The sequence below is a fragment of the Streptomyces sp. NPDC050636 genome, from assembly GCF_040654775.1.
Lineage (GTDB): Bacteria > Actinomycetota > Actinomycetes > Streptomycetales > Streptomycetaceae > Streptomyces.
This window is the reverse complement of the sequence record NZ_JBFAIP010000113.1, coordinates 1-18,043: the sequence shown is the minus strand read 5'-3', so window position 1 is coordinate 18,043 and position 18,043 is coordinate 1. Positions and strand designations below refer to the sequence as shown.

2 protein-coding genes are annotated in these 18,043 nt (G+C 73.4%); both read left to right on the top strand.

Going from position 1 to position 18,043, the window contains the following annotated elements:
• Window positions 1-14 precede the first annotated feature (14 nt).
• A complete protein-coding gene (locus AB0I10_RS36020; protein WP_363156948.1) occupies window positions 15-6,797 on the top strand; it encodes an SDR family NAD(P)-dependent oxidoreductase in 6,783 nt (2,260 codons plus the stop codon).
• A 192-nt stretch (window positions 6,798-6,989) separates the two neighbouring features.
• On the top strand, window positions 6,990-18,043 hold an 11,054-nt coding region (locus AB0I10_RS36015), incomplete at its 3' end, for a type I polyketide synthase (protein WP_363156947.1).

Here is an 18,043-nt window from a genome sequence, read left to right as displayed (position 1 = left end):
TGACGCCCGAGCGGCTGTCGGCCGTACTGCGCCCGAAGGTGGACGCGGCCTGGCATCTGCACGAGGCCACCGAGGATCTCGACCTGGCCGCGTTCGTGCTGTACTCGTCCGTCTCGGGCGTCCTCGGCGCTCCGGGGCAGGGCAACTTCGCCGCGGGCAACGTCTTCCTCGACGCGCTGGCCCGGCACCGCGTGGCGCGGGGCCTGCCCGCGCAGTCCCTGGCGTGGGGCGCCTGGGCCCCCGTCGGTGGGATGACCGCCGCCCTGTCGGAGACGGATCTGCGGCGGATCACTTCTTTCGGGGTCGCGTCGCTGACCGTTGAGCAGGGCCTGGCGCTGTTCGACGCCGCCACCGCGACGGATGAGGCGAACCTCGTCGCGATCGGGCCGGTCGGCGCGGGCGCCCGGGACCGGGGCAGTGTCCCGCCGGTGCTGCGGGGCCTGGTCAAGGGCGCCCGGCGCACGGCCGCGGGCACCACGGGCGGCGCCGACGCGGCAGGACGGCTCACCCGGCAGCTGGCGGAGCTGAGCGGGGACGAGCGGATCGCCTTCGTGGCCGACCTCGTACGGACCGAGGCCGCCGCCGTGCTCGGGCACGCCTCGGCCAAGGCGATCGACGCCCGGCGGGAGTTCAACGACCTGGGCTTCGACTCGCTGACCGCCGTCGAACTCCGCAACCGACTCTCCACCGCCACCGGCCTCAAGCTGAGCGCCACCCTCGTCTTCGACTACCCCAACCCCACCGCACTCGCCGACCACCTCCTCGCCGTGCTCCTCGACGAGCACGGACGGCCCCACGCTCCCGCCGCGATGACCACGGCGGCCGCCGAGGACCCGGTCGTCATCGTCGGCATGGCCTGCCGACTGCCCGGCGGCGTGCGGTCCCCGGAGGACCTGTGGCGGCTCGTCCGCGACGGGCGCGAGGGCATCTCCGACTTCCCCACCGACCGGGGCTGGGACCTGGAAACCCTGCTGGGCGGGACGGAGGGCGACCAGGGCCGCAGCTCCGCGTCCAAGGGCGGCTTCCTGGACGGTCTCGGGGACTTCGACGCCGCCTTCTTCGGGATCTCCCCCCGCGAGGCCATGGCGACGGATCCGCAGCAGCGGCTGATGCTGGAAACCTCCTGGGAGGCGATCGAGCGAGCCGGTATCGACCCGATGTCCCTGCGGGGCACCGAGACCGGTGTGTTCGTCGGCACCAGCGGCAGCGACTACGGCAGCATCCTGATGAACTCCCGCGAGGACGTCGAGGCCCACGCCAGCACCGGACTCGCGGGCAGCGTCCTCTCCGGGCGGCTGTCCTACACCTTCGGTCTCGAAGGCCCCGCCGTCACCGTCGACACCGCGTGCTCGTCCTCGCTCGTCTCCCTGCACCTGGCGGTCAACGCGCTCCGCAACGGCGAGTGCTCGATGGCCTTGGCCGGAGGCGTGACGCTGCTGTCCACGCCGATGAGCATCGCCGGATTCAGCCGCCAGGGCGCACTGGCGACGGACGGCCGGTGCAAGGCGTTCTCGGACGCGGCCGACGGCACGAGCTGGGCGGAGGGCGTGGGTGTTCTCGTACTGGAGAGGCAGTCCGACGCCCGCCGCAACGGACACGAGATCCTCGCCGTCGTGCGGGGCTCGGCCGTCAACCAGGACGGCGCCTCCAACGGCCTGACCGCCCCCAACGGCCCCTCCCAGCAGCGCGTCATCCGCCAGGCCCTGGCCAACGCCGGGCTGTCGACCGGTGATGTGGACGCGGTCGAGGCCCATGGCACCGGCACTTCGCTCGGCGACCCGATCGAGGCCCAGGCACTGCTCGCCACCTACGGCCAGGACCGGGCCGAGGGACGGCCGCTGCTGCTGGGCTCGCTCAAGTCGAACATCGGGCACACCATGGCGGCGGCCGGCGTCTCGGGCGTCATCAAGACGGTCATGGCACTGCGCAGCGGGGAGCTGCCGCGCACCCTGCACATCGACACGCCCTCTTCCCACGTCGACTGGACGGCCGGGGACATCAAGCTCCTCACGGAGCCGGCCGATTGGCCGGACAGCGGCCGCCCGCGCCGCGCCGCGGTCTCCGCGTTCGGGATGAGCGGCACCAACGCCCACGCCATCCTCGAACAGGCGCCGGAAAGCGTCGAGCGGCCCGGCCGGGACACCCGGACCATCGAGCCGCGGACCGTCCCGTGGCTCGTCTCGGGCAAGTCGTCCCAGGCACTGGCCGACGGGATCGAGCTGCTGCGCGAGTGGGTCGGGGAGCGCCCGGGACTCTCGCCGGCCGACGTGGGCTTCTCGCTGGCCACCGGGCGCTCGGTGTTCGATCACCGCGCGGTGCTGCTGGCAGGGGACGAGGTCGCGCGGGGCACGGCTGAGAACCGCCGGCTGGCGATGCTGTTCCCGGGCCAGGGCGGGCAGCGGGTCGGAATGGGCCGCGAACTGTACGACAGGTTCCCGGCGTTCGCCGAGGCCCTGGACGCGGCACTGGCCCACTTCGACGACGAGCTGCGGGAGGTGATGCTCACCGACGCGGAGCGGCTGGACCAGACGAGGTTCACCCAGCCGGCCATGTTCGCCATCCAGGTGGCGCTGTTCCGGCTGGTCGAGTCCTTCGGCATCCGCCCCGACTTCGTCGCCGGGCACTCGTTCGGCGAGATCGCCGCCGCGCACGTCGCCGGGGTCCTCTCGCTGCAGGACGCCTGCACCCTGGCGGCGGCACGCGGACGGCTGATGAACACCCTTGAGGGGCAGGGCGCCATCATGGTGGTGATCCAGGCGAGCGAGGAGGAGACGGCCGCGCGGCTGGTCGACGGCGTTTCGATCGCGGCGATCAACGGACCGGAGTCGGTCGTCGTCGCCGGCGACGAGACCCCCGTGCTGCGGATCGTCGAGCAGTTCGCCGCCGAGGGCCGCAAGACGCGGCAGGTGGCGGTGAAGGTCGCCGGGCACTGCCCGCTGATGGACCCGATCCTGGACGACTTCCGCCAGGTCGCCGAGGGCCTCTCCTACCAGGCGCCGCGCATCCCCGTCGTCTCGACGGTGACCGGCGAGCAGGCCGCCGAAGAGCTGATGTGCTCCGCCGACTACTGGGTGCGTAATGTCCGCGAGCCCGTCCGCTTCGCCGACGCCGTACGCGACCTGGCGGCTGAGGACGTCTCGGCCTTCCTGGAGCTGGGCCCCGACGGCGTACTGACGGGGATGGTCCCGCACATCGTGGACGCCAACGCGGTCGCCGCCAGCGCCCTGCGCAGGGACCGCTCCGAGGAGACGGCCCTGCTCACCACCCTGGCGCAGCTGCACGTCGCCGGCGTCGAGGCGGACTGGACCCAGATCTTCGACGGCACCGGTGCCCACCGCGTCGACCTGCCCACCTACCCCTTCCAGCGCCAGCGGTACTGGCCGAAGCGGGCGGTGGTGGCGGGAGATGTGGCTTCCGCCGGCCTGCAGCCCACGGAGCATCCGCTGCTGGGCGCGGCGGTGCCGCTGGCGGACGGCGGCGGCATGCTGTTCACCAGCCGGCTGTCGACGGACACCCACCCCTGGCTCAAGGACCACGTGGCGGGCGGGGCGATCGTCTTCCCGGCCGCCGGATTCGTCGAGTTGGCCGTCCAGGCCGGTGACCGGTTCGGCTGCGACCGGGTCGCCGAACTCGCCCTCGACACACAGCTGGTGCTCACCGACGGCGCGGCCCTGGCGCTCCAGGTGTGGCTCGGCGCCCCGGACGACGAGGGCAGGCGGCCGATCCGGTTCTTCTCCCGGCCCCAGGCCACGCCGGACGAGGCGTGGACCCAGCACGCCACCGGCACCCTCGCCGCCGCCGAGCACGCCGAGCACGCCGAGGAAGCAGACGCGTCCGCCTGGCCGCCCAGCGACGCCTCCGACGTCGACGTGGACGAGTACTACGACGGGACCGAGTACGGACCCGCCTTCCGCGGCCTGCGGGCGGCCTGGGTCCGCGGCGACGAGACGTACGTCGAAGCCGAACTCCCGGACGGCATCGCCTCCGACGCCCAGTCCTTCGGCCTGCACCCCGCGCTGCTCGAAGCGGTCCTGCACGCCGCAGCCCTCGGCGGCACGGGAGACGAGGAGCACATCCCCTACGCCGCTTCCTGGGGCGGAGTGTCGCTGCACGCCTCCGGCGCCTCGGCGATCCGGGCACGGATCACCAGGACCGGCGAGGACCGTGTCCGCGTCGCGGCGGTCGATGCCGCAGGGGAGCCCGTGCTGTCGGCGGACACCCTTACGCTGCGGGCCCTGGCGGAGGCCCCCAAGCGCGCCGCCCACAGTCGGCGCGAGCGGCTGCTGCGCCTGGAGTGGGTCCCGGCACCGCAGACGAAGGCCGCGCCCGACACCCGGAGCACGGTCCTGGCACCCCTGGGGGCGGCGTCCCTCGCCGACATCACAGGGACCCCGGACCTGGTCGTGGTTCCCGTACCCAGCACGGGAGACGGCTTCCCGCAGGCCGTGCACGAGCTGACGACACAGGCCCTGCTCCTGGTACAGGAATGGATCGCCGCCGAACGCTTCACCACGTCGCAGCTGGTGTTCCTGACACGCGGCGCGGTCAGCGGCGGTGATCTGGCCGGTGCCGCCATCTGGGGCCTGGTGCGCTCGACGATCGCCGAACACCCCGGCCGCTTCGTCCTGGCCGACGTCGAGGACGCGGGCGAGGATGGTGACGACAGTGACCTGCGGGTGCTCCTTGAGGCCCTGCCGGGCGTGCTGCCCTCCGGTGAGAACCAGTTCGTCGTACGCGACAAGACGGTGCGCATGGGGCGGCTGGCCTGGCTGCCCGCCGACGCCGACACGCGGCAGGCGCAGTGGGACCCCGAAGGGACCGTACTGATCACCGGCGGCACCGGCGGCCTGGGCATCGAGCTCGCCCGGTGGCTCGCCGCGAACGGCACCCGGCACCTGCTGCTGGCCAGCCGCAGCGGCCCGGCGGCACGCGGAGCGGCCGAACTGGCCGACGAACTACGGGACTTGGGCGCGCAGCCCACGATCGCGGCCTGCGACACGGCGGACCCGGACGCCGTCGCCGACCTCCTGGCCGGCATCCCGGCGGAGCACCCGCTGACCGCGGTCGTCCACCTCGCCGGTGTCCTCGACGACGGCGTGGTCACCACGCTGACCCCCGAGCGCCTGACGCCGGTGCTGCGGCCGAAGGTGGACGCCGCCTGGCACCTCCACGAGGCCACCAAGGACCTCGACCTCGCCGCGTTCATCATGTTCTCCTCCGTCTCCGGCACGCTGGGCGCTCCGGGCACGTCCAACTACGCCGCCGCGAACGCCTTCCTCGACGGCTTGGTCCAGCACCGCGCCGCCCTGGGCCTGCCAGGCCAGTCGCTCGTATGGGGCCACTGGGACGTTGTCAGCAGCAACATGATCGGGGCGCTGAACCCGGCCCTCGTACAGCGCATGCGAATCAACGGCATGGCACCGGTCTCCGTCGAGGAGGGCATGGCACTGTTCGACGCCGCCCGCGGCTACGCCGAGCCCGTCCTGATGGCGGTCAGCCTGATCCCCGGCGCCCGAGCACCGCAGGCCGAGATTCCCCCGATGTTCCGCGGGCTGGTCCGCCAGAGCAGGCGGACCGCCACGAACGCCACGAGCACATCCGGCACCCCGGCCACCTTCGCCCAGCAGCTGCTGGAGCTGCCGGAAGGGGAGCGCGTCGGCCACATCGTCGACCTGGTCCGCGGCGAGGCCGCCCTCATCCTCGGCTACCCGTCCGCGGCGGAGATCGAGCCCCGCCGGGAGTTCTACGAGCTCGGCTTCGACTCGCTGACCTCGATCGAGCTGCGCAACCGGCTCGCCACGGCCACCGGACTGCAACTGCCGGCGACGCTGGTCTTCGACACCAAGACCCCCGCCGACCTCGGCGCACGGCTGCGCAGCGAATTCGCCGCACAGCCCGGACTCGCCGGCTCCGCGTCCGAGGGGGGCCTCCTCCTGGCCGGGCCGGAACCCGACTCGCTGGAGCGGCTGTTCCTCGACGCTATGGACAACGGCAATTTCCCGGAGGTCAGGCTCATGCTGCGGGCCTTGACCGGCCTGCGCCAGACCTTCGAGAACACGGCAGAACTGGAGGAACTGCCGCTGCCGACCACGCTCGCCGAAGGCCCCGCGGAACCGCGGATCATCTGCGTCAGCACACCCACCGCCAACGGCGGCGTCCACGAGTACGCCAGGTTCGCCGCACCCTTCCGGGGCGAACGGCACATCAGCGCGCTGCCCCTGGTCGGCTTCGCCGCCGGGGAACGGCTGCCGACCACGGTGACGACCGCGGTCAGGACCATCGCGGAGAGCGCACTGCGTGCGAGCGACGGCAATCCCTTCATCCTGACCGGGCACTCCTCCGGCGGTACGTACGCCTACGCCGCCGCCGGACTGCTGGAGGCCACTTGGGGCATCAAGCCCGAAGCCGTGGTGCTGCTGGACTCCGTCAGCATCCGGCACGACGACAAGGAGCAGATCGACTACGACAGCCTGATGCACCGCAACTTCCTGGCCGACGAGGAAGCGCCGGTGCGGATGACGAACTCCAGGCTGTCCGGCATGGGGCGGTGGATGGGACTGCTCGGCCAACTCGAGGTGTCGCACACGACCGCCCCCGTGCTGGTCGTCCGCGCCACCAAGGAGACCCTCGGTATGGAGGCCATCGCGGCCGCCGCGAGCGAGGAGGAGAAGAGCGAGGCGTTCCCGTCGGCCGATGTCCGCATCGTGGACGCGGACCACTTCTCCATGGTCCGGGACGACGCCCCGGAGACCGCGCGGATCGTCAAGGAGTGGCTCGACTCCCTCGGCCAGGAGTGACAGTGACCTAGGGGTACCGGGAGAGGAACGTCATGGCGGGCGGCCAACTGGCCGCCCGCCGTGGCATTTCCCCGCACTCATCTAGGGAAACCCGCAGTCCACCTTGAGGAAGATGGCTGGGAAACGGTCGGACGTACGCGTCGGCGCTCCCAGCCCCAGGTCCGGCATTCCACCGAATGATTGGCGTCCTGCATGTCGAACGAGGAGAAGCTGCGCGAGTACCTCAAGCGCGCGATCGCGGACCTCCACGAGACGCGTCAGCAACTGGGCGAGACCGAGGCGAAGCAGCGCGAGCCCATCGCGATCGTCTCCATGGCCTGTCGCTTCCCTGGAGGCGTCCGCTCGCCGGAAGAGCTCTGGGAGCTGCTTCGCGACGGCGTCGACGCGATCTCCTCCTTCCCCCGCAACCGCGGCTGGGACCTGGACGCGCTCTACGACCCCGACCCCGCCCACCAGGGCACCGCCTACGCCCGCGAGGGCGGATTCCTGCACGAAGCGGGCGAGTTCGACCCCGGCTTCTTCGGGATCTCCCCGCGCGAGGCGCTCGCCATGGACCCCCAGCAGCGGCTCCTCCTGGAAACCGCGTGGGAAGCCGTCGAACGGGCCGGTATCGACCCCGAATCCCTCGCGGGCAGCCGCACCGGCGTATTCGTCGGCACCGGCCACGGAGGGTACGACGCCGAGGGCGGCCGACGGGCCGACGAGGTCGGCGGACACCTGCTGACCGGCAATCACATCAGCATCGCCTCCGGCCGCATCTCCTACGTCCTGGGCCTGGAAGGCCCCGCCCTGACCGTGGACACCGCCTGCTCCTCGTCGCTGGTCGCCCTGCACCTGGCGGCGCACGCGCTGCGCCGCGGCGAGTGCTCCATGGCGCTGGTGGGCGGCGCGACCGTGATGTCCACCCCGCAGATGTTCGTGGAGTTCTCCCGCCAGCGCGGGCTGGCCCCCGACGGCCGCTGCAAGCCGTTCGCGGCCGGCGCCGACGGCACCGGCTGGAGCGAGGGCGTCGGCCTGCTGCTGGTCGAGCGGCTCTCCGACGCCTTACGCAACGGCCACTCCGTACTCGCCGTGGTGAAGGGCTCGGCCGTCAACCAGGACGGTGCGTCCAACGGCCTGACCGCCCCCAACGGCCCCTCGCAGCAACGCGTCATCCGCCAGGCCCTGACGGACGCCGGTCTGGCCACCGGCGACGTGGACGCCGTCGAGGCACACGGCACCGGCACCACACTCGGCGACCCCATCGAGGCCCACGCGCTGCTGGCCACCTACGGGCAGCAGCGCCCCGCGGACCGCCCCGTGCTGATCGGCTCCATGAAGTCCAACATCGGGCACACCCAGGCCGCCGCCGGTATCGCGGGCGTTATGAAGATGGTCCTGGCGATGCGGCACGGGCGACTGCCCGAGAGCCTGCACCTGGACGAGCCCACCGGCCACGTCGACTGGAGCGAGGGCAACGCCAGGCTCCTCACCGGGCCCGAGCCCTGGCCGGGCGCCGACCGGCCGCGCCGCGCCGCCGTCTCCTCCTTCGGCATCAGCGGCACCAACGCCCACGTCATCCTGGAACAGGCCCCCGCCCCCGACACCGAACCGGCCCCCGGCACGGCCCCCGAGCCGGCCGCCCGGCCCGACGCGCTGCCCTGGATCCTGTCCGCCCACACCCCCGAGGCCCTGCGCGCCCAGGCCGAACGCCTCGGCCGCCACATACGGGACCGCGCCGACCTCGAACCGGCCGCCGTCGCCCACGCCCTCGCGGACACCCGGGCCCTGATGGAACACCGCGCCGTCGTCGTCGCGGGCGACCGGGAGGCCTTCCTACGCGGCCTGGACGCCCTCGCGGCGGACCGCACCACCACCGGCCTGGTCAGCGGCGCCGCCGCCAAGGCCACCACCGCGTTCCTCTTCACCGGGCAGGGCTCCCAGCGCCTTGGCATGGGACGCGAACTGCACGCCGCGTACCCCGAGTTCGCCAAGGCCTTCGACGCGGTGTGCGCCGAGCTCGACCGGCACCTGGACCGGCCGCTGCGCGACGTTGTCTTCCCAGCAGAAGGCGCCGCGGCGGAAGGCGCCGCGGAGGCCGCCCTGCTCGACCAAACCGCCTACACCCAGGCCGCGCTCTTCGCCCTGGAGACCGCCCTGTTCCGCCTCGTCGAATCCTGGGGCATGACACCGCAGTTCGTCGCGGGCCACTCCATCGGCGAGCTCACCGCGGCCCACGTCTCCGGCGTCCTGACCCTCGAAGACGCCGCACGTCTGGTCGCCGCGCGCGGCACCCTCATGCAGGCGCTCCCCGAAGGCGGCGCCATGGTCGCCGTCCAGGCCACCGAGGAGGAGATCCGCGTCTCCCTCGCGGGCCACGAGGAGCACGCCGCCCTCGCCGCCGTCAACGGGCCCGACTCCACCGTCATTTCGGGCGACCGGGAGGCCGTCACCGAGATCGCCGCCCACTGGGAGGCACAGGGACGCCGCACCAAACAGCTGCGCGTCAGCCACGCCTTCCACTCCCCGCACATGGACGGCATGCTGGAGGACTTCCGGCGCGTCGCCCGCGACCTGGACTTCCACGCCCCCCGCATCCCCATGGTCTCCACGGTCACCGGCGCCCTCGCCACCGAAGAGGAACTGCGTTCGCCCGACTACTGGGTCGGACAGGTCCGCGAAGCCGTCCGCTTCTGCGCCGCCGTGCGCACCCTCGAAGCCGAGGGCGTCACCACCTTCGTGGAGATCGGCCCCGGCGGCGTGCTCACGCCCATGGTCCAGGACTCCCTGACCACCCTCGAAGAGCCCGTCCCTGCTATCCCCTCTGTCTCTCATATCTCTTCTGTCCCCCCTGTTCTCGTATCCCTCCTGCGAACCGGCCGCCCCGAAGCACCCGCCCTCACCGAGGCCGTCGCCACCGCCTTCGCGCACGGCACCCGCGTCGACTGGTCCGCCTGCCTCGGCACGTCCGGCACCACCCGCGCCGACCTGCCCACCTACGCCTTCCAACGCCAGTGGTACTGGCTGGACCCGGCCGATACGGAGGACCGGGAACCGGCCGCCGCCGAAGCGGGCGACGCAGGATTCTGGGAAGCCGTCGAACGCGAGGACCTCGAAGAGCTGACGGCCGTCCTGGCCATCGACGGCAGCGAGGCCGACTCGCTCGGCAGCCTCCTGCCCACCCTCTCCTCCTGGCGCAAGCAGCGCAGAACCCAGGCCGCCGCCGACCGCTGGAGCTACCGCACCCACTGGACCCCCCGCAGCACCCCCGGCGGTCCCGCCGCCACCGGCCACTGGCTCGTCGTACTGCCCGGCACCGCCACCGACGACCCGTGGACCACCCGCCTCCTGGACGCCCTGCACGACCAGGGCCTGCACGTCGACATCCACGTACTGCGAGACAACGCCGAACCCGCCGAACCCGCAGAGCTCCTCGCCCACCCCGACACCCCCGTCGACGGCGTGCTCTCCCTCCTGGCCCTCGACGAGCGACCGCACCCGCACCTGCCCTCCGTACCGCGCGGTGTCGCCGCCACCACCGCGCTGCTGCACAGTCTGGAGACCTCGGGCATCCGGGCACCCCTGTGGTGCGTGACCCGCGGCGCCGTCGCCGTCGACCGGCGTGACCCCCTCACCAGCCCCGTACAGGCCCAGTTGTGGGGCCTTGGGCGGGTGGTCGCACTGGAGTCCCCGCAGAGCTGGGGCGGGCTCGTCGACCTTCCCGAGACCCTGGACGCACGGGCCGTACCCGCGCTGCTTCGCACCCTCGCCTCCGAGGAGGACCAGGTCGCGATCCGCCCGGCGGGGGTCTTCGCCCGCCGCCTGGAACGGATCACACCCGGCGGCGACACCGGCGCTCAGTGGCGCGCCCGCGGCACCGTCCTGGTCACCGGCGGCACCGGTGCCCTCGGCACCCACATCGCCCACTGGCTGGCCGACGCCGGAGCCGAGCACCTCGTACTCACCGGCCGCCGCGGCCTGGAGGCCCCCGGCGCACCGGAACTCGCGGCCGCGCTCACCGAGCGGGGCCTCGGCGTCACCGTCGCCGCCTGCGACGCCGCCGACCGCGACGCCCTGGCCGCCGTCCTCGCCGACATCCCCGCACACCTGCCCCTGACCGGCGTCGTCCACGCAGCAGGCGTCCTGGACGACGGCGTACTGGACGCACTCACCCCCGAGCGCTTCGAGACCGTACTGCGCCCCAAGGCCACCGCCGCACAGAACCTGCACGAACTCACCCGGGACCTGGACCTGGACCACTTCGTGCTGTTCTCCTCGATCGTCGGCGTCCTGGGCAACGCCGGACAGGCCAACTACGCCGCAGCGAACGCCTACCTCGACGCCCTCGCCGAACAGCGCCACCGGCAAGGGCTCCCGGCCACCTCGGTGGCCTGGGGCCCCTGGGCGGGCCACGGCATGGCCACCGACAGCGACGCCGCCGACCGGATGAGCCGCGACGGTCTGCTGCCCATGGCCGCCGCCCCCGCGCTCGCCGCCCTGCGCCAGGCCCTCGCCCAGGGCATGACGAACGTGACCGTCGCCGACGTCGACTGGACCGCGTACGCCCCCGCCCTGACCGCCGTCCGCCCCAGCCCCCTCATCGGCGACCTGCCCGAGGCCCGCCGCGCCCTCGGCCCCGCCCTCGGCCCCGCCGGCGGCCCGCGCCAGGAGCGCTCCCCGCTGCGCGACCGGATCGGCGCACTGCCGCCCGCCGAACAGGAACGCGCCTTCCTCGGCATGGTCAAGGAGGAGGCCGCGAAGGTCCTCGGACACCCCTCACCGGACACCGTCGACGACCAACGGGCCTTCCGCGAGCTGGGCTTCGACTCCCTGATGGCCGTCGAGCTGCGCAACCGGCTCTCCGCCGCGGCCGGCCTGCGGCTGCCCGCCACCCTGCTGTTCGACCACCCCACCTCCGTCGCCGTCGCCGCATACCTGCGCTCCGAAGTCCTGGGCGCCGCGGGGCCTGCCACGGTCGTGCGGGCGTCGGCCACCGCCCTCGACGAACCGGTGGCGATCGTCGGCATGGCCTGCCGCTTCCCCGGCGGAGTCAACTCGCCCGAGGCCCTGTGGCAGTTGCTGGCCGAGGGCGGTGACGCCATCACCCGCCTGCCCGCCGACCGCGGCTGGGACCTGGACCGGCTCTACCACCCCGACCCCGACCACCAGGGCACCAGCTACGCTCGCGACGGCGGCTTCCTGGACGGCGCCGCCGACTTCGACGCGGACTTCTTCGGCATCTCGCCGCGCGAGGCCCTCGCCATGGACCCGCAGCAGCGGCTGCTCCTGGAAACCACCTGGGAAGTCCTCGAACAGGCCGGTATCGACCCCGAATCCCTGCGGGGCAGCGCCACCGGTGTGTTCGCCGGCACCAACACCCAGGACTACGGCACGGTCCTGGACACGGCACAAGACGAGGTCGGCGGCCACCGGCTCACCGGCAACGCGATGAGCGTCGTCTCCGGCCGGGTCTCCTACACCTTCGGCTTCGAGGGGCCGGCCGTCACGGTGGACACGGCGTGCTCCTCCTCGCTGGTGGCACTGCACATGGCGGCCCAGGCGCTGCGCCAGGGCGAGTGCTCCCTCGCGGTCGCGGGCGGCGTGACGGTGATGTCCACCCCGTCCTCCTTCGTGGAGTTCGCCCGGCAGCGCGGGCTGGCCCCCGACGGCCGCTGCAAGCCGTTCGCGGCCGCCGCCGACGGGACCGGTTGGAGCGAGGGCGTCGGCCTGCTGCTGGTGGAGCGGCTCTCCGACGCCCGCCGCAACGGCCACCAGGTGCTCGCTGTCGTACGCGGCTCGGCCGTCAACCAGGACGGCGCGTCCAACGGCCTGAGCGCACCCAGCGGCCCGTCCCAGCAGCGGGTGATCCGGCAGGCCCTGGCGAACGCCCAGCTGTCCGCCGCCGAGGTCGACGCCGTGGAGGCACACGGCACCGGTACGACGCTCGGCGACCCGATCGAGGCCCAGGCGCTGCTGGCCACCTACGGCCAAGAGCGGCCGGGGGAACGGCCGTTGCTGCTGGGGGCGGTGAAGTCCAACCTCGGGCACACCCAGGCCGCCGCCGGTGTGGCGGGTGTGATGAAGATGGTGCTGGCGATGCGGAACGGCGTGCTGCCGCGCACCCTGCACGTCGACGAGCCCACCGCACACGTCGACTGGACCGCGGGCGCGGTCGAACTGCTCACCGAGCGCACGGACTGGCCCGAGACCGGCCACCCGCGCCGAGCCGCCGTCTCCGCGTTCGGCATCAGCGGCACCAACGCCCACGTGGTCCTGGAACTGCCCACGCCCACGGAGAACGACGAGCCGGTCACCGCCCCCGACGAGCCGGACACCGCCCCCGACGCGCCGGTGACCGCCTCCGATGAGCCGGTGACCGCCTCCGGCGGCAAGCCCGCCGTCCCCGACGCGCCCCTGCCGCTGCTGCTGTCCGCCAAGAGCGAGAGCGCCCTGCGTGCCCAGGCGGCCCGGCTGCGCGACCACCTCGACCGCGAGCCCGCACCCCGCCTCACGGACGCCGCGTACACCCTGGCGACACGCCGCACGGCCTTCGCGCACCGCGCGGCCGTCCGCGCCGACGGCCACGACGCCGTGCTGCGCGCCCTGACCGCGCTGGCCGCGGGCGAGGCCGACCCCGCCCTGGCCACCGGCACCGCCCACACCGGCCAGGACGCCGTCCTCTTCTCGGGCCAAGGGGCGCAACGCATCGGCATGGGCCGGGAGTTGTACGGCCGCCACCCGGCCTTCGCGGAGGCGTTCGACGCGGTGTGCGCCGGGCTGGACGAGCTTCTGGACCGCCCGCTGCGGGACGTCGTGTGGGGTGACGACGCGGAGCTGCTGAATCAGACCGCGTACGCCCAGGCCGGGCTGTTCGCCATCGAGGTGGCCCTGTTCCGGCTGGTGGAGTCCTGGGGCGTACGGCCGCGGTACGTTGCCGGGCACTCGGTCGGCGAGATCGCCGCCGCGCATGTCGCCGGGGTGTTCTCACTGGCCGATGCCTGCGCGCTGGTCGCGGCACGCGGACGGCTCATGCAGGCCCTGCCCGCGGGCGGCGCGATGGCGGCGATCCGGGCCACCGAGGACGAGGTGCGCCCGCATCTGACCGACGACCTCGCGATCGCCGCCGTCAACGGCCCGTCGGCCACGGTGATTTCCGGGGCCGAGGCCGCCGTGCTCGCCGTAGCGGCGCACTTCGAGGCCGAGGGCCGCAAGACCGCCCGGCTGCGGGTCTCGCACGCCTTCCACTCGCCGCTCATGGACCCGATGCTGGCCGAGTTCCGCGCCGTCGCCGAGCGCCTGGCCTACGGCGAGCCGGAGCTGGCCGTCGTCTCCAACGTCACCGGCGGCCTCGCAACCCGGGACCAGCTGCGCACCCCCGAGTACTGGGTGACCCACGTCCGCGCGGCGGTACGGTTCGCCGACGGGATACACGCCCTGCACGCGGAGGGCGTGACACGCTTCCTGGAGCTGGGGCCCGACGGCACGCTCTCGGCCATGGCCCGCGAGTCGCTGCCGGACGGGGACTCCGCCGGCCAGAGCGCTCCCGGGGAGATCGTTCTCGTCCCGGCCCTGCGCAAGGGCCGCCCGGAGCAGACGACCCTCCTCGCGGCCCTGGCGCAACTGCACGTGTGCGGCGCCGAGATCGACTGGACCGCGTACCCCGCCCGTACGGACGCACGCGCCATCGACCTCCCGACGTACGCCTTCCAGCATCAGCGGTTCTGGCCGACCCCCGACCACACCCGCGCCGGCGACATCGGGGCGGTCGGCCTCGAAGCGGCCGGGCACCCGCTGCTGAGCGCCGCCGTGGAACTGCCCGACGGCGACGGCGTGCTGTTCACCACGCGACTGTCGCTCGCCTCCCACCCCTGGCTGGCCGGGCACGTCGTCATGGGCTCGGTCCTGCTGCCGGGCACGGCATTCGTCGAACTCGCGATCCGCGCCACCGACGAGGTGGGCTGCGACCGCGTCGACGAACTGACCCTGGCCGCCCCGCTCGTGCTGCCCGAGCACGACGGCGTGCACCTCCAGCTGCGCGTGGGCCCCGCCGACGAGTCGGGCCGCCGCACCCTCAGCGCGCGCTCCCGGCCGGAGGGCGACGGCGACCGCCCGTGGACGCAGCACGCCACCGGCATCCTGGCCACCGGGCAGCAGACGGCCGGAACCGACCACGACTTCTCCGCCGGGTCCTGGCCGCCCGCCGACGCCGAACCCGTCGACCTGACCGACCTCTACCCGCGCCTGGCCGACCGCGGCTTCGACTACGGCCCGCACTTCCAGGGCCTGCGCGCCGCATGGCGCCGGGGCGACGAGGTGTTCGCGGAGGTCGCCCTGCCCGCCGAGGCCGAAGCCGACGCGCCCGCCTACGGCCTGCACCCGGCGCTGCTCGACGCGGCCCTGCATGTCGTCACCTTCAACGGCATCGACCAGGGCGTGGTGCCCTTCTCCTGGGAGGGCGTCTCGCTGCACGCCTCCGGCGCCTCGGCGATACGCGTCAAGGTCGCCCGGCACAGCGGCGACACGGTGTCCGTGGACGTCGCCGACACCACGGGCGAACCCGTCGCCTCCATCGGCACCCTCGTCCTCCGGGGGGTCTCCGCCGACCGGCTGGAAGGCGGCGCGAGCCCGGTCGGCCGCGACGCGCTGTTCCGCCTGCAGTGGAACCCCGTACGCCTGCCTCCGGCCGGGTCCGCCCCGTCCGTGGCCGCGATCGGCTCCCTCGACCCCGCCATCTCCATCCGCCTTACGGACCCCGCCGACCGCTTCACGGATCTGGCGGCCCTGGCCGGGGCGGGCCGGGTACCGGACGCGGTGCTGGTGCCCGTGACGCCCGGCTCCGGTGACGTCGTGGAGTCGGCGCACACCACGGCCGCCCAGGCCCTGGAACTGGCCCAGGCGTGGCTGGCCGACGACCGGTTCGCCGCCTCGCGCCTGGTGTTCGTCACGCGCGGCGCGGTCTCGGGCGCGGATCTCGCGGGCGCCGCCGTCTGGGGCTTGGTCCGGTCCGCCCAGTCGGAGCACCCGGACCGCTTCGGCCTGGTGGAACTCACCCCCGAGGCCCCTGACACGGGAACCGCCGAAACCGCTGAAACTACCGAAACCACCGGATCCACCGGAACCACTGAAATCACCGGAACCGCCGAAGCCACCGACGCCGAAGCGGCTGTCCTGCCCAGGGCTTTGGCCTTGGCCTTGGACGAGCCCCAACTGCTGGTGCGCGGCGGCGAGGTGCTGGCGGCGCGGCTGGCCCGGGCGCAAGCACAGCGCGCCATCGCCTGGGACACCGAAGGAACGGTCCTGATCACCGGTGGCACCGGCGGCCTCGGGCGCGTGCTGGCACGCCACCTGGCGGCCGAACACGGCGTACGGAACCTGCTCCTGGTCAGCCGCCGCGGCCCGGCGGCCGAGGGCGTCGAAGAGCTGGTCGCGGAGCTCCGCGAGAGCGGCGCCGAGGCCACCGTAGAGGCCTGCGACGTGACCGACCCCGCCGCCGTGGCCGATCTCGTGGCCCGTCATCCGCTCTCCGCCGTCGTGCATACGGCCGGTGTCCTGGACGACGGAGTGATCGGGTCGCTGACTCCGGAGCGGTTGGCGGCGGTGTTGCGTCCGAAGGTGGACGCGGCCTGGAACCTTCACGAGGCGACCAAGGGCCTGGACCTGGACGCGTTCGTGGTGTTCTCATCCGTGGCGGGCACCATCGGCAGTCCCGGCCAGGCCAACTACGCGGCGGGCAACACTTTCCTGGACGCTCTGGCGCACCACCGCCGGGCGGCGGGCCTGCCCGCGACGTCGCTGGCGTGGGGTCCCTGGTCCCAGGACGGTGGCATGACCGGCACCCTGTCGGACGCCGACCTCCAGCGCATCGCCCGCCAGGGCATGCCCGAACTCACCCCCGCACAGGGCACCGCCCTCTTCGACGCCGCGCTGGCAGCCGACGACGCCCACCTGCTCCCCGTCCGCTTCGACCTGGCGGCGCTGCGGGAGCAGGGAGAGGTGCACCCGCTGCTGCGCGGGCTGATCCGGACCCGCGCCCGGCGCTCGGCGGTCGGTGGCTCGGCCGCCGTGGCCGGTCTGGTGGGCCGCCTGAGCGGACTGGACACGCTGGAGCGCCACGAGGTGCTCCTGGACCTGGTACGCGCCCAGATCGCGGTGGTCCTGGGCCACGCGAGCCCGGAGACGATCGACCCGACCCGCGTCTTCCAGGACCTCGGCTTCGACTCCCTGACGGCGGTCGAACTCCGCAACCGCCTCAACAACGCGACCGGCCTGCGCCTTTCGGCCACGGCCGTCTTCGACTACCCCACGGCCGACGCGCTCGTCGGCTTCCTGCTGGACGAGCTGTTCGGCGCCGAGCCCGAGGCCGCGCTGCCGGTCCGGGCGCCGGTGCCGACGGGGGCGGGGACGGCCGAGGACCCGGTGGTGATCGTCGGGATGAGCTGCCGCTACCCGGGCGGTGTCGCCTCGCCCGAGGACCTGTGGCGGCTGGTGTCGGACGGCGTGGACGCGGTGTCCGACTTCCCCGCCGACCGCGGCTGGGACGTGGAGACCCTCTACAACCCCGACCCCGAGGTGCTCGGCACCTCCTACACCCGCACCGGCGGATTCCTCCACGAGGCGGCGGACTTCGACCCGGAGTTCTTCGGGATGAGCCCGCGCGAGGCGCTGTCGACGGACGCCCAGCAGCGGCTGCTGCTGGAGACGACCTGGGAGGCGATCGAGCGGGCGGGGATCGACCCGGTGTCGCTGCGCGGCAGCCGGACGGGCGTCTTCGCGGGTGTGATGTACACCGACTACGGCGACATCCTCGTCGGCGACCAGTACGAGGGCTACCGCAGCAACGGCAGCGCGGCCAGCATCGCCTCCGGCCGGGTCTCCTACACCTTCGGCTTCGAAGGCCCCGCCGTGACCGTGGACACGGCCTGCTCGTCGTCGCTGGTCGCCCTGCATTGGGCGGCGCAGGCTCTGCGCTCCGGCGAATGCTCCCTGGCGGTCGCCGGCGGTGTGACCGTGATGTCGACCCCGACGACGTTCGTGGAGTTCTCGCGGCAGCGGGGGCTGTCGGCTGACGGCCGGTGCAAGGCGTTCGCCGACGCGGCCGATGGCGTCGGCTGGGGCGAGGGCGTGGGCATGCTCGTGCTGGAGCGTCTTTCGGACGCGCGTCGCAATGGGCATCAGGTGCTTGCTGTCGTGCGTGGTTCGGCTGTGAACCAGGATGGTGCGTCCAATGGTTTGACGGCGCCGAATGGTCCGTCGCAGCAGCGGGTGAT